Annotated in this window: 21 protein-coding genes; 20 read left to right on the forward strand and 1 reads right to left on the reverse strand. The window is 48.8% G+C overall.

Annotated features, from left to right (window positions below; all coding sequences use genetic code 11):
* Window positions 1-12 precede the first annotated feature (12 nt).
* The 12 genes from WKT10_RS05865 (at window position 13) to pgeF (ending at window position 12,390) form a co-directional block, all read left to right on the forward strand.
* Window positions 13-1,257 carry a glutamate-5-semialdehyde dehydrogenase gene (locus WKT10_RS05865; protein ID WP_337433326.1) on the forward strand — a complete coding sequence of 415 codons (1,245 nt, stop codon included), beginning with the start codon at window positions 13-15 and terminating at the stop codon, window positions 1,255-1,257.
* A 20-nt stretch (window positions 1,258-1,277) separates the two neighbouring features.
* Window positions 1,278-1,856 carry a signal peptidase I gene (lepB, locus tag WKT10_RS05870; protein WP_296038287.1) on the forward strand — a complete coding sequence of 193 codons (579 nt, stop codon included), beginning with the start codon at window positions 1,278-1,280 and terminating at the stop codon, window positions 1,854-1,856.
* Between the two features lie 97 nt (window positions 1,857-1,953).
* Window positions 1,954-3,462, forward strand: a complete 1,509-nt coding sequence (gene miaB / locus WKT10_RS05875; protein WP_296038286.1) for a tRNA (N6-isopentenyl adenosine(37)-C2)-methylthiotransferase MiaB — start codon at window positions 1,954-1,956, stop codon at window positions 3,460-3,462.
* Between the two features lie 32 nt (window positions 3,463-3,494).
* A complete protein-coding gene (gene mutS / locus WKT10_RS05880; RefSeq protein WP_340276412.1) occupies window positions 3,495-6,134 on the forward strand; it encodes a DNA mismatch repair protein MutS in 2,640 nt (879 codons plus the stop codon).
* A gap of 6 nt (window positions 6,135-6,140) precedes the next feature.
* Window positions 6,141-7,064: a tRNA (guanosine(37)-N1)-methyltransferase TrmD gene (gene trmD / locus WKT10_RS05885; protein WP_066548864.1), complete on the forward strand. Its 924-nt coding sequence runs from the start codon at window positions 6,141-6,143 to the stop codon at window positions 7,062-7,064.
* Between the two features lie 102 nt (window positions 7,065-7,166).
* Entirely contained in the window at window positions 7,167-8,450 is a 1,284-nt protein-coding gene (locus WKT10_RS05890) for an HlyC/CorC family transporter (protein ID WP_066548863.1), read from the forward strand.
* 114 nt (window positions 8,451-8,564) lie between these two features.
* Window positions 8,565-8,912: a 50S ribosomal protein L19 gene (rplS, locus tag WKT10_RS05895; RefSeq protein ID WP_066548861.1), complete on the forward strand. Its 348-nt coding sequence runs from the start codon at window positions 8,565-8,567 to the stop codon at window positions 8,910-8,912.
* 79 nt (window positions 8,913-8,991) lie between these two features.
* Window positions 8,992-9,546, forward strand: coding sequence for a signal peptidase I (lepB, locus tag WKT10_RS05900; protein ID WP_317438813.1), 555 nt, complete (start codon window positions 8,992-8,994; stop codon window positions 9,544-9,546).
* 44 nt (window positions 9,547-9,590) lie between these two features.
* Complete coding sequence (gene ylqF / locus WKT10_RS05905; RefSeq protein ID WP_066548856.1) at window positions 9,591-10,508, forward strand: ribosome biogenesis GTPase YlqF; 918 nt, start codon at window positions 9,591-9,593, stop codon at window positions 10,506-10,508.
* Complete coding sequence (locus WKT10_RS05910) at window positions 10,509-11,165, forward strand: ribonuclease HII (RefSeq protein ID WP_337433251.1); 657 nt, start codon at window positions 10,509-10,511, stop codon at window positions 11,163-11,165.
* The gene (locus WKT10_RS05915; protein WP_066548851.1) at window positions 11,162-11,503 is read left to right on the forward strand and encodes a YraN family protein; all 342 of its coding nucleotides are present in this window, start codon (window positions 11,162-11,164) and stop codon (window positions 11,501-11,503) included. Before WKT10_RS05910 ends, WKT10_RS05915 begins: the two co-directional genes overlap by 4 nt.
* Before the next feature lie 35 nt (window positions 11,504-11,538).
* Window positions 11,539-12,390, forward strand: a complete 852-nt coding sequence (gene pgeF / locus WKT10_RS05920) for a peptidoglycan editing factor PgeF (protein ID WP_066550848.1) — start codon at window positions 11,539-11,541, stop codon at window positions 12,388-12,390.
* 68 nt (window positions 12,391-12,458) lie between these two features.
* Here pgeF and WKT10_RS05925 read toward each other — a convergent pair whose 3' ends face one another.
* Window positions 12,459-13,643, reverse strand: coding sequence for a ribose-phosphate pyrophosphokinase (locus WKT10_RS05925; protein ID WP_066548847.1), 1,185 nt, complete (start codon window positions 13,641-13,643; stop codon window positions 12,459-12,461).
* Window positions 13,644-13,877: 234 nt separating this feature from the next.
* Here WKT10_RS05925 and WKT10_RS05930 point away from each other — a divergent pair, with 234 nt between their 5' ends.
* The 8 genes from WKT10_RS05930 (at window position 13,878) to WKT10_RS05965 (ending at window position 22,500) form a co-directional block, all read left to right on the forward strand.
* Window positions 13,878-15,293: a DUF512 domain-containing protein gene (locus WKT10_RS05930; protein ID WP_337433253.1), complete on the forward strand. Its 1,416-nt coding sequence runs from the start codon at window positions 13,878-13,880 to the stop codon at window positions 15,291-15,293.
* A gap of 15 nt (window positions 15,294-15,308) precedes the next feature.
* The gene (gene der / locus WKT10_RS05935) at window positions 15,309-16,637 is read left to right on the forward strand and encodes a ribosome biogenesis GTPase Der (RefSeq protein ID WP_066548845.1); all 1,329 of its coding nucleotides are present in this window, start codon (window positions 15,309-15,311) and stop codon (window positions 16,635-16,637) included.
* Between the two features lie 18 nt (window positions 16,638-16,655).
* Window positions 16,656-17,288: a glycerol-3-phosphate 1-O-acyltransferase PlsY gene (gene plsY / locus WKT10_RS05940; protein WP_317438796.1), complete on the forward strand. Its 633-nt coding sequence runs from the start codon at window positions 16,656-16,658 to the stop codon at window positions 17,286-17,288.
* Window positions 17,289-17,320: 32 nt separating this feature from the next.
* Complete coding sequence (locus WKT10_RS05945) at window positions 17,321-18,331, forward strand: NAD(P)H-dependent glycerol-3-phosphate dehydrogenase (protein WP_066548841.1); 1,011 nt, start codon at window positions 17,321-17,323, stop codon at window positions 18,329-18,331.
* Between the two features lie 165 nt (window positions 18,332-18,496).
* Window positions 18,497-19,705: an ABC transporter substrate-binding protein gene (locus WKT10_RS05950; protein WP_340276091.1), complete on the forward strand. Its 1,209-nt coding sequence runs from the start codon at window positions 18,497-18,499 to the stop codon at window positions 19,703-19,705.
* Window positions 19,706-19,788: 83 nt separating this feature from the next.
* The gene (locus WKT10_RS05955) at window positions 19,789-20,670 is read left to right on the forward strand and encodes a branched-chain amino acid ABC transporter permease (protein WP_066548837.1); all 882 of its coding nucleotides are present in this window, start codon (window positions 19,789-19,791) and stop codon (window positions 20,668-20,670) included.
* A 10-nt stretch (window positions 20,671-20,680) separates the two neighbouring features.
* A complete protein-coding gene (locus WKT10_RS05960; protein ID WP_340276094.1) occupies window positions 20,681-21,742 on the forward strand; it encodes a branched-chain amino acid ABC transporter permease in 1,062 nt (353 codons plus the stop codon).
* The gene (locus tag WKT10_RS05965; RefSeq protein WP_066548831.1) at window positions 21,742-22,500 is read left to right on the forward strand and encodes an ABC transporter ATP-binding protein; all 759 of its coding nucleotides are present in this window, start codon (window positions 21,742-21,744) and stop codon (window positions 22,498-22,500) included. Before WKT10_RS05960 ends, WKT10_RS05965 begins: the two co-directional genes overlap by 1 nt.
* Window positions 22,501-22,511 lie beyond the last annotated feature (11 nt).

Raw genomic sequence — 22,511 nt, forward strand, 5'->3', positions numbered from 1 at the left:
CGCAGAGGGAATATGACATTAAATGAGATCGGCGGTCAGGCCAGGGCAGTTTCCAGAATACTGAACAGCCTGGGCTCCAGAGAAAAAAATATTGGATTGGAGGAAGCAGCCAGAGCGCTGCTTGAGGGCGAGGATGAGATCCTTGCTGCAAATGAGGCAGATTATGAGATGGCACGGCAAAAGGGCATGAGCCAGGGACTTTTAGACCGTCTGCGTTTGACTCCGGCCAGAGTTCAATCCATGGCAGACGGACTTTTAAAGGTCGCTTCTCTGGAGGATCCTGTGGGAGAAGTCATCTCCATGAAGCTTCGTCCCAATGGTTTAAAAATTGGCCAGAAACGGGTGCCTTTAGGCGTGATCGGCATGATCTACGAGGCGCGTCCCAATGTGACAGCCGACGCCTTCGGCCTGTGCTTTAAGTCCGGAAATGCTGTGATCTTAAAGGGTGGAAGCGATGCCGGAGAGTCCAATAAGGCTATTGTAAGATGGATCCGCACCGGTCTTGTCCGTGCGGGACTGCCGGAGGATGCTGTGCAGCTCATTGAAGATGCCAGCCGGGAAACTACGAGAGAACTGATGCGCTTAAATCAGTATGTGGATGTGCTGATCCCCAGAGGCGGAGCCGGACTGATCCGTACGGTTGTGGAAAACAGTACCGTGCCTGTGATCCAGACAGGAACAGGAAACTGCCATATTTTTGTAGACGAGTTTGCGGATTTCCATATGGCTCTGGATATTATCTTCAATGCAAAGACCCAGAGGATCGGGGTCTGCAATGCCTGTGAATCATTGGTGGTCCACAGAAAAATTGCAGCGGACTTCCTTCCATTATTAAGGAAAAAACTGGAAGAAAAGCAGGTGGAGATCCGGGCGGATGAGGCAGCCAGAGACATTGAACCGTCCTTTAAGCCGGCAGAGCCGGAGGACTGGGGAACGGAATATCTGGATTACATCCTGTCCTTAAAGCTGGTGGATTCTCTGGATGAAGCCATCCGGCATATCAATACATACAATACCGGTCATTCTGAGGCCATTATCACTTCTGATTATTTTAACGCACAGAAGTTTTTGGATGAGGTGGATGCGGCAGCTGTGTACGTAAATGCCTCCACCCGTTTTACCGACGGAGAGGAATTCGGTTTTGGAGCGGAGATCGGGATCAGCACCCAGAAGCTTCACGCCAGAGGCCCTATGGGCTTAAAGGAGCTGACTACAACCAAGTATATCATCTACGGAGACGGCCAGATCCGCAGCTGAGAAGAGAGGAACTTATTTATATGTTAGAAGAAGAAAAGAAGGGCAGAAGCCGCAAGAAAGAAGAGGAGGAGCCCTTTGATCTGAAAAAGGAGATCATCAGCTGGATCCAGATTATTGCGGCAGCTGTGATCATTGCCCTTGTGCTGAATAATTTCATTATTGCCAACAGCCGTGTTCCCAGCGGTTCTATGGAAAATACCATTATGACCAAAAGCCGTGTGATCGGCTCCAGGCTTTCCTACTTAACCGATGACCCGGAGCGGGGAGATATCGTGATTTTCCATTACCCGGATGATGAATCCGTTTACTATGTAAAGCGCGTGATCGGCCTTCCGGGAGAAACGGTGGAGATCGTAGACGGAAAGGTTTATATTAATGGCTCTGACACACCCTTAGAGGAACCTTATCTTCCTGAGCCTATGGAGGGCTCCTACGGTCCTTACACAGTGCCTGAGGGAAGCTATTTCATGCTGGGCGACAACCGCAACAATTCCAGAGATGCCAGATACTGGGAAAACAAGTTCGTAAAAAAGGAAAAGATCATAGCAAAGGTATTATTCTGTTATTATCCTCTTTCCCAATTCGGACCTGTGGAATAAATAGAGATTACCACCGGAACCGGCTGGGCTTATCTGCCCAGCCGCCTTACGTTACCGGAAAAGAAACATTATACCATCAGAACAGGAGTAAACATACATGGAATTATCTGCAAACATCTCTTATGAGGCGCTGCACGGCGCTCCTCCGGCCTGTGAACCGGAACGCCAGCAGTATTTTATGGAAAAAGCAAAGAAGCAGCTGGAGGTTTTTAAGGATCGTTTGGGCCGTCCTCTGACCTGCTGTATCAATACCTTTGGCTGCCAGATGAACGCCAGAGATTCGGAGAAACTTTTAGGGATCCTGGAAGCCATCGGCTATGTGGCATCGGACACGGAAGAGGCGGATTTTGTTCTCTATAATACCTGTACAGTTCGTGAAAATGCCAATTTGAGAGTTTACGGCCGTTTAGGACAGCTTGGAGCAAGAAAGAAAAAGCATCCCCATATGATGATCGCGCTCTGCGGCTGTATGATGCAGGAAAAGGAAGTGGTAGAAAAGATCAGAAAGAGCTACCGCTATGTGGATTTGATCTTTGGGACCCACAATATTTTTAAGCTGGCAGAGCTGATCAGCATCTGCCTGGAAAAACGCCAGGAAGAGCTTCTGAACGAGGAGGAAGGCGTCCATACAAAACACACCATGGTGGTGGACGTATGGAAGGACACGGATATGATCGTGGAGGATCTTCCGGTGGAGCGCAAATATTCCTTTAAATCCGGCGTCAATATTATGTTTGGCTGCAACAATTTCTGCAGCTACTGTATTGTCCCCTATGTCCGGGGCAGGGAGCGCAGCAGAAAGCCGGAGGAGATTATAAAGGAAATCAAGCGGCTGGTGGCAGACGGCGTAGTGGAGGTAATGCTTTTGGGGCAGAATGTAAACTCCTATGGCAAAAATCTGGAGACGCCCATGACCTTTGCAGAGCTGCTTCGCGAGATTGAGAAGATTCCGGGACTGGAGCGGATACGCTTTATGACCTCCCATCCAAAGGATCTTTCGGATGAACTGATTCAGGTAATGGCAGAGTCCCAAAAGATCTGCCGCCATCTCCATCTGCCCCTTCAGTCCGGGAGCTCCCGCATTTTAAAGGAGATGAACCGAAGATATACCAAGGAGCAGTTTCTGGCTCTGGCGGAAAAGATCAAGGCCGCTGTTCCGGGTATTTCCCTGACGACGGATATTATCGTGGGCTTTCCAGGAGAGACAGAAGAGGATTTTGAGGAAACCCTGGATGTGGTAAGAAACGTACGCTTTGACAGTGCATTTACCTTTATCTATTCCAAGCGCACGGGAACTCCTGCGGCGGCCATGGAAAACCAGGTGCCTGAGGACGTGGTAAAGGAACGCTTTGACCGTCTTTTAAAAGAAGTACAGGATATTTCCGCAGAGGTCTGCGGACGGGATGTGCATACGGTGCAGCAGGTGCTGGTGGAGGAGGTAAACGACCATTCTCCTGAGCTGATGACGGGCCGTATGTCAAATAATACCGTAGTACATTTTCCGGGAGATGCGTCTATGATCGGTTCCCTGGTAGATGTTTATCTGGAAGAGAGCAGGGGCTTTTACTACATGGGACGGATCCATGAGGATTCAGGGGAGGCGTGATCGTGGAGATTGATATTTCACAGCTGTCTCCCATGATGCAGCATTACATGGAGACAAAAAAAGAATATCCGGACTGTATCCTGTTTTACCGTCTGGGCGATTTTTACGAAATGTTTTTCGACGATGCCCTGGCAGCTTCCAAAGCATTGGAGATTACGCTGACCGGAAAGGAATGTGGCCTTAAGGAACGCGCCCCCATGTGCGGAGTTCCCTATCATGCAGTGGATTCCTATCTGTACCGTCTGGTTCAAAAGGGTTTTAAGGTAGCCATTGCAGAGCAGATGGAAGACCCAAAACAGGCAAAAGGGCTTGTAAAGAGAGAGGTTATCCGGGTGGTAACGCCGGGCACCATTACCAGCGCTCAGGCTCTGGATGAGACGAAAAATAATTACCTGATGGGAATTGTCTATGTGGACGGCCGCTACGGTATTTCCACCGCAGATATCAGTACGGGAGAATTTTTGGTTACAGAAGTGGATTCTGACCGGGAGCTGTTTGATGAGATCAATAAATTTTCTCCCTCTGAGATCATCTGCAACAATGCATTTTATATGTCTGGGGTAGACCTGGATGAACTGAAAAACCGGTATCAGGTCATCATATCCGCTCTGGACAGCCATTTCTTTGGGGATGAATCCTGTAAAAAAGTATTAAAGGAGCATTTTAAGGTAAATTCATTAAGCGGGCTGGGATTAGAGGACTATGCTACGGGGATCATTGCAGCAGGAGCGGTGATGGAATATATGTATGAGACTCAGAAGAGCACCTTAGAGCATATTACCTCCCTCACACCCTACCGCACCGGCCAGTATATGGTGATCGACACCTCTACCAGAAGGAATCTGGAGCTTGTGGAAACCATGCGGGAAAAACAGAAGAGGGGCACTCTTTTGTGGGTTCTTGACCGGACAAAGACAGCCATGGGCGCCAGGCTGCTGCGAAGCTATATCGAGCAGCCGCTGATCCACAAAGATGAGATCATCCGGCGGCAGGATGCGGTGGAAGAGCTGAATATGAATTATATTTCCAGGGAGGAGCTGGGAGAGTATTTAAATCCCATTTATGACCTGGAGCGCCTGATCGGACGGATCAGCTATAAGACAGCCAGTCCCAGAGACCTCATTGCCTTTAAGACCTCTCTGGAAATGCTGCCCCATATCAAACGCCTTCTTGGAGAGTTTCAGACCGGGCTTTTAAAGGAGCTTGAGAGCGAGCTGGATCCTTTGGAAGATATTTGGGATCTGATCCACCGTTCCATTGTAGATGATCCGCCCATTACTGTGAGAGACGGCGGTATCATTAAGGAAGGCTTCCACGAGGAAGCCGACCGGTTGCGCAATGCTAAAACCGAGGGAAAGACCTGGTTAGCTGAGTTAGAAGCACGTGAAAAGGAAAAGACGGGCATTAAAACCCTGAAGGTCAAGTACAATAAGGTGTTCGGCTATTATTTTGAAGTGACAAATTCTTTTAAAGACATAGTGCCGGACTATTTTGTGCGCAAGCAGACGCTTACGAATGCAGAGCGCTTTACCACAGATGAGCTAAAGCAGCTTGAGGATGTGATCATGGGGGCGGAGGAAAAGCTGACAGCCCTGGAATACGATCTGTTCTGTGAGGTAAGGGATTCCATTTCTTCCCAGGTAGTACGGATCCAGCAGACGGCCAGAGCCATTGCGGGAATCGACGTGTTCTGTTCCCTGTCCTCTGTGGCGACCCGCCGCAATTACGTCAAGCCCTCTATCAATGAAAAGGGCGTGATCCACATCAAGAACGGCCGCCATCCGGTAGTGGAGCAGATGATGCGGGATGATCTGTTTGTGGCAAATGATACCTTTTTAGACAATGGAAAGAACCGTCTTTCCGTAATTACCGGTCCCAACATGGCGGGAAAATCTACCTATATGCGCCAGGTGGCTCTGATCGTGCTAATGGCACAGTTAGGAAGCTTTGTACCGGCTCAGGAGGCGGATATCGGTATCTGCGACCGTATTTTTACCCGTGTGGGCGCTTCGGATGATCTAGCAAGCGGACAGAGTACCTTTATGGTGGAGATGACCGAGGTGGCAAATATCCTTAGAAACGCCACAAGGAACAGCCTTCTGGTGCTGGATGAGATCGGCCGCGGCACCAGCACCTTTGACGGCCTTTCGATCGCATGGGCCGTGATCGAGCACATCAGCAGCACAAAGCTTTTGGGAGCAAAGACGCTTTTTGCTACCCATTACCATGAGCTGACGGAATTAGAGGGTACCATTGCAGGCGTGAAAAATTACTGTATTGCAGTAAAGGAGCAGGGAGACGATATTGTATTTTTAAGGAAGATTGTCCGGGGCGGCGCAGATAAGAGCTACGGAATCCAGGTGGCAAAGCTGGCCGGGGTTCCGGATTCTGTGATCAGCCGCGCCAGGGAGATCGCCGGAGAGCTCAGTGAAAATGATATTACGGCCCGTGCAAAGGAAATCGCTCAGGCGAATGCCAATGTGACCCAGCACAGGGCGGTTCCAAAGCCGGATGAGGTGGATCTGCAGCAGCTTACCTTCTTTGATACGGTAAAGGATGATGATATTATTAAGGAGCTGGACGGCCTGGAACTTTCTACTATGACGCCGCTTGATGCCTTAAATACCCTGTACCGGCTTCAGACAAAGCTGAAAAACCGATGGAAGGAGTAAATATACATGAATTTTCATATTCTTACCCTGTTTCCTGACATGGTTATGGATGGTCTTGGCACCAGCATCACAGGACGGGCCATGGAAAGCGGGGCCATTCAGGCAGAGGCGGTGGACATTCGGACTTATTCAAGGGACAAGCACCGCCATGTGGATGACGCGCCTTATGGCGGCGGAGCAGGCATGGTAATGCAGCCCGGTCCGGTGTGCGATGCCTATGAGGATTTGTGCCGCCGCTTAAACCGCCGTCCCAGAGTAATCTATATGACCCCTCAGGGCCAGCGGTTTAACCAGAAGATTGCGGAGGAGCTGTCTAAGGAGGAAGAGCTTGTATTCCTCTGCGGCCACTATGAGGGCATTGATGAGCGGGCTCTGGAGGCCATCGGTGCAGAGTACCTTTCTCTTGGGGATTTTGTCCTTACCGGAGGGGAGCTTCCTGCAATGGTGATGATCGACTGCATTTCCCGACTGGTGCCAGGGGTGCTGGGGAACGGAGATTCTGCAGAAATAGAGTCCTTTTATGACAATCTTTTAGAGTATCCCCAGTATACCCGCCCGGAGGTCTTTGAAGGCCGTCCGGTGCCGGAGGTTCTCCTCACAGGCCATCATAAAAATATTGAAGCCTGGAGACGGGAGCAATCCATCCGCCGCACCCTTGAGCGCCGTCCGGATCTTCTGGCAGAAGCCAGTCTGACTTTAAAGGAGCAGAAGTTTTTGGACAGCCTTAAGTCTGAACTGGGACAGGAGAGCATTTTAAAGGAACTGGAAACATACATTGAAAAGCTTGTGGATCCGGAATGCGGAGAGAGCGCCGGAAAACAGGTGCGCCGCCAGATGGCTCTGGTAAAGAAGCTTTTAAATGAAAAACAGTGCACGGCAGAGGAATTAAAGGGCTATTTTAAGGTCATGGCTTTAAAGGAAAGTATGTAAAAATTTTAACGCTTATTGACAAGGGAAGGGCTTCTAGTGTAAAATTCCTTGAAACCTGTGTAAAAATAAAAAATAAACAAAAGAAATAGGAGTTGATGAATTTTGGATCTATCAGGTGATACGGTCGTCATACGTTTGGTGTTAGTAGTGGTCTGTCTGGTGCTTTCGGCGTTTTTCTCTTCTTCGGAAACCGCCCTTACAACGGTGAATCTGATCCGTATACGAAATCTTGCAGACAACGGAGATAAGGCGGCAGCCTGGGTTTTAAAGGCCAGAAGGGATCAGAGCAAAATGCTGGGAGCCATTTTGATCGGAAACAATGTGGTTAATCTTTCTGCGTCCTCCATGCTTACCGTGCTGGTAACGGATGTATTCGGAAGCCAGGCCGTAGGAGCGGCTACCGGAGTGTTGACTCTTTTAGTGCTGCTTTTTGGAGAGATTACGCCAAAAACCATAGCTACTCTGGAGGCAGAAAAAAACGCCCTTCGCTTTGCGAGAGTAATCTGCCTTCTCATGACCATACTGACACCAGTTATTTTTGTTGTAAACCTGCTCTCCGGCGGGGTTCTGCGTCTTTTGGGCGTGGATCCCAACAAGCCGACAGACAGTATTACGGAAGATGAGCTGAGAACGATCGTAGAGGTAGGTCACGAAAAGGGTGTGATCGAATCAGAAGAAAAAGAGATGATCAACAATGTGTTCGATCTGGGAGACTCTGTTGCCAGAGATATCATGGTTCCCAGGATCGACATGAGCTTTGTAGATGTGGAGGCGTCCTATGAGGAACTGATGGAAATTTTCCGCAGGGATCATTATACCCGCCTTCCTGTCTATGAGGACAACACCGACAATGTCATCGGCATTATCAACATGAAGGATCTGATCCTTTTGGAGGACAGAGCCGCTTTTTCCGTCCGCGACTACCTGCGCCAGCCCCTGTTTACCTTTGAGTCAAAGAAACTCTCCGAACTCATGATCGAGATGCGAAAGACATCAAATAATATCGTGATCGTTCTGGATGAGTATGGTGCAACCGCAGGCCTGATCACGCTGGAGGATATCCTGGAGGAGATCGTAGGCGATATCAGGGATGAATTTGATGCAGATGAGGAAGACGAGCTTAAGGAGATTTCCAAAGGAGAATATCTGGCAGACGGTTCCATGAACCTGGACGATATCAATGACCGGCTTGGCCTGGAGCTTGTATCAGAAGATTTTGATTCACTGGGCGGTTTTATGATCGACCGTCTGGAGCATCTTCCGGCAGAAGGAGAAGAGGTGGACACAGAAGAAGTCCGTCTGGTAGTGGAAAAAGTCAATAAAAACCGGATTGACAAGGTTCATATTTATGTAAAAAAAACGGTTGCAAATGAAGCGGATCTGTGATAAACTGATTCCGTTGTGACAAAGAATAGATGGTCCTCTGCTACTGAATTGCAGTGAACACGTTTTACCGCATAGAGTATTAAGAACATCCAATAAATGAAGGAGGTTCACACAATGAACGAAATTATCAAGAATATCGAAGCAGCACAGTTAAAGGAAAGCGTACCTAGCTTCCACGTAGGTGATACCGTAAAGGTATACAACAAGATCAAAGAGGGTAACCGCGAGAGAATCCAGATCTTTGAGGGCGTTGTGATCAAGAGACAGAACGGCGGAGCAAGAGAGACCTTCACCGTTAGAAAGAACTCCAACGGCATCGGCGTAGAGAAGACATGGCCATTACATTCCCCAAGCGTAGACAACGTTGAGGTTGTCCGCAAGGGTAAAGTAAGAAGAGCAAAACTGAACTACTTAAGAGACAGAGTAGGTAAGGCTGCTAAGGTAAAAGAGTTAGTTAAATAAGTAAGACAGACAAAACGGGGACAATGAAAATTGTCCCCATTTTAGTAGCTGCGGATTGAAAACAGAATCGGGGGCAGACTTGGATTTTTATATCAATGAAGATACCGCCTGGCTTCGCAGGGCAGTCAGCTGGGTGGTGAATATTGTAGTAGTTTTAGCCTGCGCCTGGTTTTTAGTCTATGGTTATGGGGGCCAGGTGGAAATCTCAGGCAATTCCATGCAACCGGTTTTAGACGGGGGCGATGTGGTGCTTACGGACCGGATCACTTATGTGGTGAGGCGTCCCAGGCGTTTTGACATCGTAGTGTTTAAACGGGAAGATGGAAGGAAAAATGTAAAAAGGGTCATTGGGCTTCCCGGAGAAACGGTACAGATCAAAAATGGCCTTGTTTATATTGATGGAAGCCCCTTAAAAGCCCCTGAAGGACTGGATCTTGTTTCTTTAGCCGGACGTGCAGAAAGTCCGGTCCTTCTGTCGGAGGATGAATACTTTCTGCTGGGAGACAACAGGGACAGCAGTGAGGACAGCCGTTTTTCCAATGTGGGAAATGTGAAGGAAAATCAGATCCTCGGCCGGGTATGGCTGCGTTTTCTTCCCCTGTTAAAGCTTGATTTTATCCCCGGAGGACAGTGAAAAAACCGGGCAGTAAAAATGAGAAGAACGAGGAGTTATAAGCGATGAATATACAGTGGTACCCGGGCCATATGACAAAGGCCAGACGGGCAATGAAAGAGGATATGAAGCTCATTGATCTGGTGATCGAGCTGGTGGACGCAAGAGTGCCCTTTTCCAGTCGGAATCCGGATATTGACGAGCTGGCAGCCGGGAAGGCGCGGATGGTTCTGTTAAATAAGGCAGATCTGGCAGACGAGGCGAAAAATGCAGCCTGGGCCGCTCTGTTTGAATCACGGGGCATCCATGTGGCAAAGATTGACGCCAGAAATAAGGGAAGCTTAAAGCAGGTTCAGGCTGTGATCCAGGAGGCTTGTAAGGAAAAGATTGAAAGAGACCGCAGAAGAGGGATTTTAAACCGTCCTATCCGTACGATGGTAGTGGGAATCCCAAATGTTGGAAAGTCCACCTTTATCAATTCCTTTGCCGGAAAGGCCTGCGCCAAAACGGGAAATAAGCCCGGTGTCACAAAGGGAAACCAGTGGATCCGTCTGAATAAAACGCTGGAGCTTTTAGATACTCCGGGTATTTTGTGGCCCAGATTTGAGGATCAGACCGTAGGCCTGCATCTGGCTCTGATCGGCTCCATTAACGACCAGATTTTAAACCGGGAAGAGCTGGCCTGGGAGTTGATCGGGCTTTTGGAGCAGATTTATCCCGGCGTGCTCACAGAGCGCTACGGGGATGCTGCTGAGGGAGAAACGGAAGACAACAGTGCCTGGAAGGAACTGTCAAAAGAGGAGCAGAATCTGAAGGCAAGCCGGATGCTGGAGCGGATTGCGAAAAACCGTGCGTGCCTGATGAAGGGAGGAGAGCTGGATCTTGCCAGAGCCTCTGCCCTTCTTTTAGATGAGTTCCGTTCCGGAAAGCTTGGAAAGCTCAGTCTGGAGCAGGCACAGGATTACACAGACAGGGTGAAATAAATGGCGCGTGAATTAAAGGGAGAACGTCTGAAAAAGGAGCTTGCCAGACTGGAGGCGATGAAAGCCTATGAAAAAGAATATGAAGATTATACGTTGATCTGCGGGATTGATGAGGCCGGCAGGGGGCCCCTTGCAGGGCCGGTTACGGCAGGGGCAGTGATTCTGCCAAAGGACTGTCAGATCCTCTATCTGAATGATTCTAAAAAGCTGTCAGAAAAGAGACGGGAAGAGCTTTTTCTTGAGATTAAGGAAAAGGCTGTATCCTGGTGCGTAGGGACTGCTTCTCCGGCCCGGATTGATGAAATCAATATTCTGCAGGCTACCTATGAGGCCATGAGGGAAGCAATCTGGGGGCTTTCTGCGGTACCGGAGATTCTGCTCAATGACGCGGTCCAGATTCCAAAGGTAGAGATCCCGCAGGTATCTATTATAAAGGGAGATGCAAAGAGCGTATCCATCGCTGCCGCCAGTATTCTGGCAAAGGTTACAAGGGATCACATGATGGCAGAATATGATGAAATCTATCCCGGTTACGGCTTTGCAAAGCACAAGGGTTACGGCACGGCGGCCCATATTCAGGCTTTAAAGGAGCTTGGGCCCTGTCCGATCCACAGAAGAAGCTTTATTAAAAACTTTGTTGCAGAGGAAGCAGAATGAATAAAAGAGAAACAGGCAGCCGTTATGAAGATGCAGCGGCTGCCTTTCTTCAAAGTAAAGGGCTGCGGCTTCTGGAAAAGAATTTCCGCTGCCGCAAAGGGGAGATTGACCTGATCCTGATGGACGGCGCCTGCCTTGTATTTACAGAAGTAAAATACAGATCCGGTCCGGGCTGCGGCTCTCCCCTGGAGGCCATTGATGGACGCAAACAGAAAAAAATCCGCCATACGGCCGCTTATTATATGTATATCCGCCGCATTTCTCAGGATACACCCTGCCGCTTTGACGCAGTAGGTATTATGGGAGAATCAATTCAGTGGATACAGGATGCTTTTTAAAAGAATTGATCAAAAGATACAGGGGAGAATGCTCTATGATTCAGTGGAAGTATAAAAACAGTGCGAAGGTTCTTACAACAAGAGAAAAGGGAGGAGTGCCGTATCTTTCCTTTGATGTTCTTGAAAAAACCGGCCTTGTGATCAACGGTTTTTCCACCAGGCTTGGAGGCGTAAGCAAAGGGGACTGCGCATCTATGAACTTTTCTTATACCAGAGGGGACGATCCGAAGGATGTATTGGAAAATTTTACCAGAATGGCCACGGCTCTTGGGGTAGACAGAGACCGGATGACCGTATCCTGGCAGACCCATACAGTCAATGTCCGGCGTATGACCAAGGCAGATGAGGGAAAAGGGGTGATCATTCCCAGAGATTACAGGGATGTAGACGGGATGATCACAGATGTACCCGGCCAGACCCTTGTGACCTTTTATGCGGACTGTGTGCCGCTGTATTTTGTGGATCGGACCCATAGGGCCATCGGCTTAAGCCATTCCGGCTGGCGGGGGACGGTAAAGGCCATGGGGCAGGAAACTATAAAGGCCATGAAGGAGGCCTTCGGAACACGGCCTGAGGATCTGGTGGTCTGCATCGGCCCCAGCATCTGTAAGGACTGCTTTGAAGTGGGAGAAGAGGTGGTGGAGGAATTTAAAGAAGCCTTTGCTCCCAGATGGCATTCTTCCCTTTTTACAGAAGGAAAGGCTCCGGGCAAATATCAGCTGGATTTGTGGACGGCAAATGAAATCCTTTTTCTGGAAGCTGGACTAAAAAAAGAGCAGATCCACACGGCCAATATCTGTACCATGTGCAACCATGAGGTGCTTTTTTCCCACCGGAAGGCTGGGGCTAAAAGAGGAACTCTGGCAGCATTTTTATGCCTGAAATGATACGGCAATGAAAAACCCCGTCTTCGGGAGGCCCTTGATGGCGGCCCGGACGGGGTTTCATGATATCATTAGATGATCTGCTGTCTTTTTCTTACAAGCTTCTGGATCTTCTCTGTAGGAGAAAGGGTTGCTCCGATGGAACGGTCATGGTTTAAGGAGTTGATAATAGCAGCGGTGTATTTGCTCATATCTGCCTCCAGATACCACTTGCGGTCAAAGAGCTCCTTTGGACGGTAATTTAAGTTGGTTGTGATCACATAATCCAGATAACCCTTCTCAAAATACTCGTCGAACTTCTCAAGTCCATTGGTGAACAGGCCGAAGGTACAGCATACGATCGCCTTGGCAGCCTTTCTCTCCTTTAATTCCTTACAGGTATCCAGCATACTTTCACCGGAGGAGATCATATCGTCAATGATCAGAACGGTCTTGCCTTCTACGGAGGAACCTAAGAACTCATGGGCTACGATGGGGTTGCGTCCGTTTACAACCTTGGAATAGTCGCGGCGCTTGTAGAACATACCCATATCTACGCCCAGGTTGTTTGCCAGATATACCGCGCGGTTCATGGCGCCTTCATCCGGGCTGATCACCATCAGATGCTCCTTGTCGATCTTTGTGGTAGTATCGTGGGAGAACAGTGTTTTTACAAACTGATACGTAGGCAGGAAGTTGTCAAAGCCGTAAAGGGGGATGGCATTCTGCACTCTGGGGTCGTGAGCATCAAAGGTAATGATGTTTTCTACGCCCATTGCAACCAGCTCCTCCAGTGCCATAGCACAGTCTAAGGACTCGCGCTTGCTGCGCTTGTGCTGGCGGCTTTCATAGAGGAAAGGCATAATTACATTGATCCGGTGAGCTGTAGAGGAGCAGGCACCGATAATACGCTTTAAATCCTGATAATGGTCATCCGGGGACATGTGGTTGGTGTAGCCGCATACAGTGTAGGGGATGCTGTAGTTCATTACATCAACCATTACAAATACATCGTTGCCGCGTACAGATTCATTGATCACGCCTTTTGCCTCGCCAGTGCCAAAGCGCGGGCAGTGGCAGTCCAACAGATAGGAATCCACATCATATCCGCGGTAGCGCAGGTCTGCCTTGCGGCGGGTCAGTTCCTCAATATCGTTGCGGCGGAACTGCACAATGTGATCGTTGACCTTGGAGGCGAAGTCCCGGCAGCTTTCCAGGGCAGCCAGCTTTAAAGGTGCAACGGGGAGGGAATCATTAAATACGAAATTGTTAGCCATGAAAGCTTACTCCTTTGTCCATTGTAGTGACGGTTTTCCTCAGAAAACAAGGCGGACAGGCCGTCCCTGTCTGAGGGCATACATATGATATATACCATTTCCCGCCATTCTGGTCAAGGCTTTACAGAGATTTTACTGAAAAATACATTGGGAAGTTGCCATTTACAAACATAGGTAAAATTGTTATGATAGAAAAAGAACATCAGAATACAGACAGATTGAGGTTAAAATAATATGGAAAAGAAACTGAAGGGACATCTTATTTCAAAGGTAGATCCGGGTTCCATTGGCGAAGAACTGGAGCTGGAGCCGGGAGACTGTGTCCTTACGATCAACGGAAATCCCATAGAGGATATATTCGATTATGAATACTATGTAAACAGTCCGTCCATGCTTATGACGGTGAGAAAGGCTGACGGAGAAGAGTGGGAGCTTGACATTGAAAACGATTATGAGGATCTGGGACTTACGTTTGAAAACGGACTTATGAGCGAGTACCGATCCTGCAGCAACAAGTGCATTTTCTGCTTTATTGACCAGATGCCTCCGGGAATGCGGGAAACACTGTATTTTAAGGATGATGATACCAGACTGTCCTTTCTCCAGGGAAATTATGTGACCCTTACGAATCTGAAGGAAAAAGATATCGAGCGGATCATCCGCTTTAAACTGGCTCCGATCAATATTTCTGTCCAGACCACCAATCCGGAGCTTCGCTGCAAGATGCTGCACAACCGTTTTGCAGGACAATCCCTGAAACTGATCGACCGCCTTTATGAGGCAGGTACGCCCATGAACGGACAGATTGTTTTGTGCAAGGGTGTCAATGACGGGGAGGAGTTAAAGCGTTCCATTGAGGATCTTACAAAGTATATTCCCTGTATGCAGAGCGTATCTGTGGTGCCGGTGGGGCTTTCCAAGTACAGAGACGGTCTGTACCCCTTAGAACCGTTTACAAAGGAGGACGCCTGCCAGGTCATCGACCTGATCGAGATGTGGCAGAAAAAGCTGTATAAGGAGCATGGGATCCACTTTATCCACGCCAGCGACGAGTGGTATATTCTGGCAGAGCGCCCCCTTCCGGAGGAGGAGCGATATGACGGTTATATCCAGCTGGAAAACGGAGTGGGAATGCTGAGGCTTCTGGCCTCAGAAGTAGAGGAGGCGTTAAAAGGGTACTCTGATGACGGTCAAAACCGTACCGTTTCCATTGCAACCGGCCGCCTTCCCTATCCTTATATAAAGAAATATGCCGGATGGATCAATGAAAAATTCCCCGGCCGCACCATTCATATTTATCCCATAAGAAATGATTTTTTTGGAGAATCCATCACTGTATCCGGCCTTCTCACCGGGCAGGATGTGATCGCCCAGCTAAAGGGCAAAGAGCTGGGAGAATACCTTCTTCTTCCGGTAAATATGTTCCGCAGCGGCGAGACCGTTTTTTTGGATGATCTCACGGCCGAGGACGCAGAAAAGGCTTTACAAGTAAAGGTGCGTATAGTAAAATCAAGCGGGCGCGATTTTGTAAAGGCGGTTCTTTATCCAGAGCTGGAAGCAGAACAAACGGAGGATGAAGCAGGCCTTGGAGCAGACTACGGCTATGAGGGCTATGAGCTTGATGAGCTGTCGGACGAGTCATATAAGTAGGAGGAATAAAGATAAATGAGCAAACCAGTGGTAGCCATCGTAGGAAGACCCAATGTGGGAAAATCTACGCTGTTTAATGTAATTGCAGGAGATACCATCTCCATTGTAAAGGATACCCCAGGCGTTACCAGAGACCGTATTTATGCGGACTGTTCCTGGCTGGATATGAATTTCACTTTAATTGATACAGGCGGTATTGAACCGGATACCAGCGATATCATTTTATCCCAGATGCGGGAGCAGGCGGAGATCGCCATTTCCACCGCAGATGTGATCGTGTTTATCGTAGATGTGCGTCAGGGACTGGTAGATGCGGATTCCAAGGTGGCAGATATGCTCCGCAAATCCAGAAAACCGGTTGTGCTGGCTGTAAATAAAGTGGACAGCATGGCAAAATTTGGAAATGACGTATATGAGTTTTACAATCTGGGAATCGGCGATCCTGTTCCTGTTTCTGCGGCATCCCGTCTGGGGATCGGTGATCTGTTGGATGAGGTGGTAAAACATTTTGACGGAACTGCCTCAGAGGAAGAGGAGGATGACCGTCCGAGAATTGCGGTGGTCGGAAAGCCCAATGTGGGAAAATCTTCCATTATCAATAAGCTTTTAGGAGAAAACAGGGTCATTGTATCTGATATTGCCGGAACTACCAGAGATGCAGTGGATACAGAGATTGTCCACAACGGTACGCCCTATGTATTTATCGACACAGCGGGACTCCGCCGCAAAAATAAAATCAAAGAAGAACTGGAGCGCTACAGTATTATCCGTACGGTAACCGCAGTGGAGCGGGCGGACATTGTGGTTGTGGTCATTGATGCCAAGGAAGGCGTTACGGAGCAGGATGCAAAGATCGCCGGAATTGCACATGACAGAGGCAAGGGAATTATTGTGGCTGTAAATAAATGGGATGCCATTGAGAAGAATGACAAGACCATTTACCAGTATACAAATAAAATCCGGGAAACTCTGGCATTCATGCCCTATGCGGAATTTATCTTTATCTCGGCTGCCACCGGACAGCGTCTTCCAAAGCTGTTTGACATGATCGATATGGTGCGCCAGAACCAGAATCTCCGTGTAGCGACCGGTGTTCTTAATGAGATCATGACAGAGGCAGTAGCCATGCAGCAGCCGCCTTCCGATAAGGGCAAGCGCTTAAAGATTTACTACATGACCCAGGTATCTGTAAAGCCGCCGACCTTTGTGGTGTTTGTAAACGATAAGGAACTGATGCATTTCTCCTATACGAGATATCTGGAGAATCAGATCCGAAACGCTTTTGGATTTAAGGGTACCTCCTTAAAATTCATCATCCGGGAACGGAAGGAAAAAGATCAGTAATACAAGGGGATATGAGAAATGGAACGCATCATTTGTCTGGCCGCCGGTTATCTGTGCGGCCTCTTTCAGACCGGATATATTTATGGAAAACTTCACGGCATTGATATACGCAGTTACGGAAGCGGCAACTCCGGCAGTACCAATGCCCTGCGTGTAATGGGAAAAAAAGCAGGTCTTACGGTTTTTGTGGGAGATTTCTTAAAAACCGTGATCCCCTGCTTTATCACGCGGCTGCTGTTTAAGGATCAGCCGGAGCTTATGTATGTGTATATGCTCTATACGGGCCTTGGAGTGATCCTGGGACATAATTTCCCTTTTTATCTAGGATTTAAGGGAGGAAAGGGAATTGCAGCCACAGCGGGAATTATTTTCTCCATTGACTGGAGACTGACTGTGATCTGCCTATCCTGCTTTATTCTGCTTGTGGCAGTGACACGCTATGTATCGTTAGGTTCTTTAGTGGTATCTGTGATCCTTCTTGTCTGGGACGCAGTACAGAATCTCCGCGGAGCCTATGGCCTGATACCGGGAAGACTGGAGTTTACAGCTGTGACAGCCGTGATCACGGTCATGGCCTTCTGGCGCCACCGGGCGAATATCGGCCGTCTTTTAAAGGGCACGGAAAATAAAGTGGGAGCCAAAAAGCAGTAAATACATAAATACAGTGACAGGAGGGGTACGATATGTCTAAGATTGGTGTGATCGGTTCAGGAACCTGGGGAACTGCTTTAGCGGTTCTCCTTACGGGAAACGGCCATGAGGTGGAGCTGTGGTCTGCGGTTCCTGCGGAGGTAGAAGCGCTTACAGCCACAAGACGCCATCCCAATCTGGGGGATACGCCGATCCCGGAGAAGATCCGTGTGACAGGAGATCTTGAGCAGGCTATGAAGGATAAGGAGCTTCTGGTTCTTTCGGTTCCATCGGTTTATGTGAGGGAAACGGCGCACAGGATGGCTCCCTTTTTAAAGGAAGGGCAGGTCATTACCAATGTAGCCAAGGGGATTGAGGATACGACTCTTAAAAATCTGTCTGAGATCATTGAGGAAGAGCTTCCGGCTGCCAGGGTTACGGTTCTTTCCGGGCCCAGCCATGCAGAGGAGGTAAGCAGGGGACTCCCTACAACCTGCGTGGCAGGAGCGCACAGAAGACAGGATGCGGAGCTGGTGCAGAACCTGTTTATGAGCCCTGTATTCCGGGTGTATACCAGTCCGGATATGCTGGGAATTGAGCTGGGAGGCGCGCTTAAAAATGTAATCGCCCTTGCTGCGGGGATTGCGGACGGCTTAGGCTGCGGTGATAACACAAAGGCTGCATTGATCACCAGAGGCATTGCCGAGATCACCAGGCTTGGTACTGCCATGGGAGGAAGCCCGGAGACCTTTTCCGGCCTGACTGGAATCGGAGATCTGATTGTTACCTGCGCCAGTATGCACAGCCGAAACCGCAGAGCAGGTATCCTGATCGGTAAGGGATATACGATGGATGAAGCCATGAAAGAAGTAAAAATGGTAGTAGAGGGTGTATACTCTGCCAGAGCGGCCAGGGCTCTTTCTAAGAAATATCAGGTGTCCATGCCGATCGTGGAGCAGGTAAATGAGGTTCTTTTTGACGGAAAGCCTGCAAAGGATGCGCTGTATGATCTGATGCTCAGGGACCGGCGGGCAGAAAATGCTCTGCTGGAATGGAAGGAATAACTTTTCGTTATAGCAGGAATCAGGGAAAACGGTTGACAATGCAGAGGGAAATTCTTATAATCTTAAGAAAGCTTTAATACAGCAGAGCATTATAATATGCAGTGAGCAGTGTTCCGGCTTTAAAGAGGGCAGGGACAGTGTCTGGCACTGCAGGAGGAGGATATTATGAAAAAAAGACTTTTATGCGCAGGACTTGCGGCAGCAATGGCAGTTTCATTAACCGCCTGCGGAGGTTCGGCAGCCGGGACAAAAGCTGAGGGAAGTTCCGCTTCAGCAGAAGCAAACTCTGAGGGCGGAAGTGAAGCGGCGAAGGTATTTAAGATCGGCGGGATCGGCCCTGTTACAGGCGGCGCGGCTGTATATGGAATGGCTGTACAGCACGGTACAGAGCTGGCTGTAAATGAGATCAATGCAGCAGGCGGTATCAATGGCTATCCGATCGAGTTCCAGTTCCAGGATGATGAACATGACGCGGAAAAAAGTGTAAATGCGTATAATACCTTAAAGGACTGGGGAATGCAGGTACTGGTAGGAACCACCACATCAGCCCCATGTCTTGCAGTAGCGGATAAAACAGCGGCTGATAATATGTTCCAGATCACGCCATCCGGTTCCGTTGTTGAATGTGCAGCGAATCCGAACGTATTCCGTATCTGCTACTCTGACCCGGATCAGGGTGCGGCTTCTGCTACTTATATTGGAGAGCATAAGCTTGCATCTAAGATTGCGGTAATCTATGACAGCTCGGACGTATATTCCAGCGGGGTATATGAGAAGTTTGCTCAGGAAGCTCCGGCCCAGGGGATTGAGATCGTAGCAGCAGAGGCATTCACAGCCGACAGCAACAAGGATTTCTCCACGCAGCTTCAGAAGGCAAAGGATGCCGGCGCTGAGATGGTATTCCTTCCGATCTATTACACAGAGGCTTCTCTGATCCTTCAGCAGGCCAATACCATGGGCTTTGCGCCCCAGTTCTTTGGGGTAGACGGTATGGACGGTATCCTTCAGGTAGAGGGCTTTGATACCAGTCTGGCAGAAGGGCTGATGCTCTTAACTCCATTTGCAGCTGATGCAAAGGATGACCTCACAGTAAAGTTTGTAAAGGCATATGAAGATGCTTACAAAGAGACGCCGATCCAGTTTGCAGCAGACGCTTACGATGCAGTTTATGCTGTAAAGGCAGCCATTGAGGATGCAAAGGCAACACCGGATATGTCTGTCAGCGATCTGTGCGAGGCGATGAAGGCATCCATGCTGAATATCAAGCTGGATGGTCTTACCGGCACCGGAATGACCTGGACAGAGGACGGCGAGCCGCACAAGGCACCTAAGGCTGTGAAGATCGTAGACGGCGCATATGCGGCCATGGAATAAATTTTCATAACGAAAGACCCGAAAGAGGGATGTCGTAAGACAGCCCTCTTATCTGTAGTAAACCATAGAAGAGGTGTTATAGAATGAGCTTTGTTAACTATTTGATCAACGGCGTCAGCCTGGGCAGCGTATACGCAATCATAGCCCTTGGATATACCATGGTATATGGAATCGCCAAGATGCTGAATTTTGCTCACGGCGATGTTATAATGATCGGAAGCTATGTGGTATTCGTGGCAACCGGTTCCATGGGGCTTCCTCCCTTGGCAGGTGTGCTTTTAGCAGTAGTGGTGTGCACGGTTCTGGGCGTTGTGATCGAGAGAGTGGCATATAAGCCTCTTCGTGCAGCTTCCCCGCTGGCAGTACTGATCACAGCCATCGGCGTCAGCTATCTGCTTCAGAACCTGGCTCTTTTGATCTTTGGAGCCGATACCAAATCCTTTCAGTCTGTTGTAACTCTTCCGGCTCTGCGTCTGGCAGACGGACAGCTGACGGTTACAGGAGAAACAATTGTTACGATTATAACGTGTATTATTATCATGGCGGGGCTTGTGATATTTATAAACCGCTCCAAGGCAGGACAGGCTATGCTGGCTGTATCAGAGGATAAGGGTGCTGCTACCCTTATGGGTATCAATGTAAACGGTACCATTGCCCTTACCTTTGCTATTGGTTCTGCTCTTGCAGCCATCGCAGGTGTGCTTTTGTGCTCTGCTTATCCGTCTTTAACGCCATACACCGGTTCTATGCCAGGCATCAAAGCTTTCGTGGCTGCCGTATTTGGAGGGATTGGCTCCATACCGGGAGCATTTATCGGAGGAATCCTTCTGGGAGTGATCGAAATTTTGTCAAAGGCATATATTTCTTCCCAGTTATCAGATGCCATTGTGTTCTCTGTTCTGATCGTTGTACTGCTTGTGAAGCCCACAGGTATTCTTGGAAAACAGATCAGAGAGAAAGTGTAGGTGTACCGGTATGAAAAGCACAGCAAAGAAAAAAATATTTATCAATAACATGATCACCTACTGTATGGTGATCGCTGCCTGGTTGATCATGCAGTTTATGATAAGCGGAGGGCATATTTCCAGCCTCGTCAAGGGACTTTTGGTGCCTTTCTGCATTTATGTCATTATGGCTGTGTCCCTGAATCTGACCGTAGGCATTTTAGGAGAGCTGAGCCTTGGCCATGCAGGCTTTATGTGTGTGGGCGCTTTTGCGGGTGCTCTTTTTTCCAAGTGCATGAAGGGCTCCATTGATCCCACCCTTTCCCTGGTGATCGCAATTTTCATAGGAGCAGCGGCGGCGGCAGTTTTTGGGATCCTTATCGGTATTCCGGTACTGCGTTTAAAGGGTGACTATCTGGCGATTGTAACGCTTGCCTTTGGAGAGATCATTAAAAACCTTGTAAATGCCATTTATCTCGGCAGAGACAGCGCCGGTTTCCATTTTTCTTTAAAGGACTCTCTTTCTCTGGGGCTGGCACCGGACGGAGAGGTGCTGATCAAGGGCGCTCAGGGGATCACAGGCACTCCCCAGGCAGCCACCTTTACCATTGGCGTGATCCTGGTGCTGGTTACGCTGTTTATTGTTTTGAATATCATCAATTCCCGGACTGGACGGGCGATCATGGCGATCCGTGACAACCGGATTGCGGCTGAGTCTGTAGGAATCAATATTACAAAGTATAAGCTGCTGGCATTTTCTGTATCAGCGGCTCTGGCAGGCGTAGCAGGCGTTCTCTATGCCCATAACCTGACTACCTTAACGGCTCTGCCGAAGAACTTTGGTTATAATATGTCCATCATGATCCTTGTATATGTGGTTTTGGGCGGGATCGGAAATATCCGCGGTTCTGTCATCGCCGCCGTTGTTCTGTATATGCTTCCGGAGCTTCTGAGAGGACTGAGCAATTATCGTATGCTGATCTATGCAGTTGTTTTGATCCTTGCCATGCTCTTTAACTCTGCACCCCAGTTTGTAGTGCTCAGAGAGCGGATTGCTCAGAATTTCAGAAAGAAAGAGAAGGAGGCGGCATAATGGCACTGCTGGAAGTAAAAAATTTAAGCATTTCCTTTGGCGGTCTTAAGGCCGTTGACGGGTTCCATATCGATATTGAAAAAGGGCAGCTTTACGGTCTGATCGGACCGAACGGAGCGGGAAAGACTACCGTGTTTAACCTTCTTACAGGCGTTTATAAGCCAAATGCGGGAAGTATTGTGCTGGACGGCAAAAATATCACAGGAAAAAGCACCATCCAGATCAATCAGGAGGGTATTGCAAGAACATTCCAGAACATCCGCTTATTTACGGATATGTCTGTGCTTGACAATGTAAAGACGGGTCTTCACAATCATCACAGGTATTCTACACTAGAGGGGATTTTCCGGCTTCCAAGATACCATAAGACGGAAAAGGAAATGGATGAAAAAGCCATGAGCCTATTAGAAGTATTCGGGCTGGCAGGAGAGTGTGATTTTAAGGCCTCCAATCTTCCCTATGGAAAGCAGCGAAAGCTGGAGATTGCCAGAGCTTTGGCTACAGATCCCAAGCTGCTCCTTTTAGACGAGCCTGCGGCAGGCATGAATCCCAACGAGACGGCAGAGCTTATGGATACCATCCGTTTTGTCAGAGACAATTTTGATATGACGATTCTGCTCATTGAGCACGATATGAAGCTGGTAAGCGGTATCTGCGAGAAGCTTACTGTCTTAAACTTCGGACAGGTATTAAGAGAAGGCTCCACCAGCCAGGTGCTCCATGATCCGGAAGTTGTAAAAGCATATCTTGGTGAATAGGAGGAGAGGAT

The sequence above is a fragment of the Enterocloster sp. HCN-30185 genome, from assembly GCF_037890305.1.
Classification (GTDB): domain Bacteria; phylum Bacillota; class Clostridia; order Lachnospirales; family Lachnospiraceae; genus Enterocloster.

Bases quoted from the DNA above. Each gene is read 5' to 3' on its own strand.
- WKT10_RS05865 (WP_337433326.1), top strand. From the start codon at position 13: ATGACATTAAATGAGATCGGCGGTCAGGCCAGGGCAGTTTCCAGAATA.
- lepB (WP_296038287.1), top strand. From the start codon at position 1,278: ATGTTAGAAGAAGAAAAGAAGGGCAGAAGCCGCAAGAAAGAAGAGGAG.
- miaB (WP_296038286.1), top strand. From the start codon at position 1,954: ATGGAATTATCTGCAAACATCTCTTATGAGGCGCTGCACGGCGCTCCT.
- mutS (WP_340276412.1), top strand. From the start codon at position 3,495: ATGATGCAGCATTACATGGAGACAAAAAAAGAATATCCGGACTGTATC.
- trmD (WP_066548864.1), top strand. From the start codon at position 6,141: ATGAATTTTCATATTCTTACCCTGTTTCCTGACATGGTTATGGATGGT.
- rplS (WP_066548861.1), top strand. From the start codon at position 8,565: ATGAACGAAATTATCAAGAATATCGAAGCAGCACAGTTAAAGGAAAGC.
- ylqF (WP_066548856.1), top strand. From the start codon at position 9,591: ATGAATATACAGTGGTACCCGGGCCATATGACAAAGGCCAGACGGGCA.
- WKT10_RS05910 (WP_337433251.1), top strand. From the start codon at position 10,509: ATGGCGCGTGAATTAAAGGGAGAACGTCTGAAAAAGGAGCTTGCCAGA.
- WKT10_RS05915 (WP_066548851.1), top strand. From the start codon at position 11,162: ATGAATAAAAGAGAAACAGGCAGCCGTTATGAAGATGCAGCGGCTGCC.
- pgeF (WP_066550848.1), top strand. From the start codon at position 11,539: ATGATTCAGTGGAAGTATAAAAACAGTGCGAAGGTTCTTACAACAAGA.
- WKT10_RS05925 (WP_066548847.1), bottom strand. From the start codon at position 13,643: ATGGCTAACAATTTCGTATTTAATGATTCCCTCCCCGTTGCACCTTTA.
- WKT10_RS05930 (WP_337433253.1), top strand. From the start codon at position 13,878: ATGGAAAAGAAACTGAAGGGACATCTTATTTCAAAGGTAGATCCGGGT.
- der (WP_066548845.1), top strand. From the start codon at position 15,309: ATGAGCAAACCAGTGGTAGCCATCGTAGGAAGACCCAATGTGGGAAAA.
- plsY (WP_317438796.1), top strand. From the start codon at position 16,656: ATGGAACGCATCATTTGTCTGGCCGCCGGTTATCTGTGCGGCCTCTTT.
- WKT10_RS05945 (WP_066548841.1), top strand. From the start codon at position 17,321: ATGTCTAAGATTGGTGTGATCGGTTCAGGAACCTGGGGAACTGCTTTA.
- WKT10_RS05950 (WP_340276091.1), top strand. From the start codon at position 18,497: ATGAAAAAAAGACTTTTATGCGCAGGACTTGCGGCAGCAATGGCAGTT.
- WKT10_RS05955 (WP_066548837.1), top strand. From the start codon at position 19,789: ATGAGCTTTGTTAACTATTTGATCAACGGCGTCAGCCTGGGCAGCGTA.
- WKT10_RS05960 (WP_340276094.1), top strand. From the start codon at position 20,681: ATGAAAAGCACAGCAAAGAAAAAAATATTTATCAATAACATGATCACC.
- WKT10_RS05965 (WP_066548831.1), top strand. From the start codon at position 21,742: ATGGCACTGCTGGAAGTAAAAAATTTAAGCATTTCCTTTGGCGGTCTT.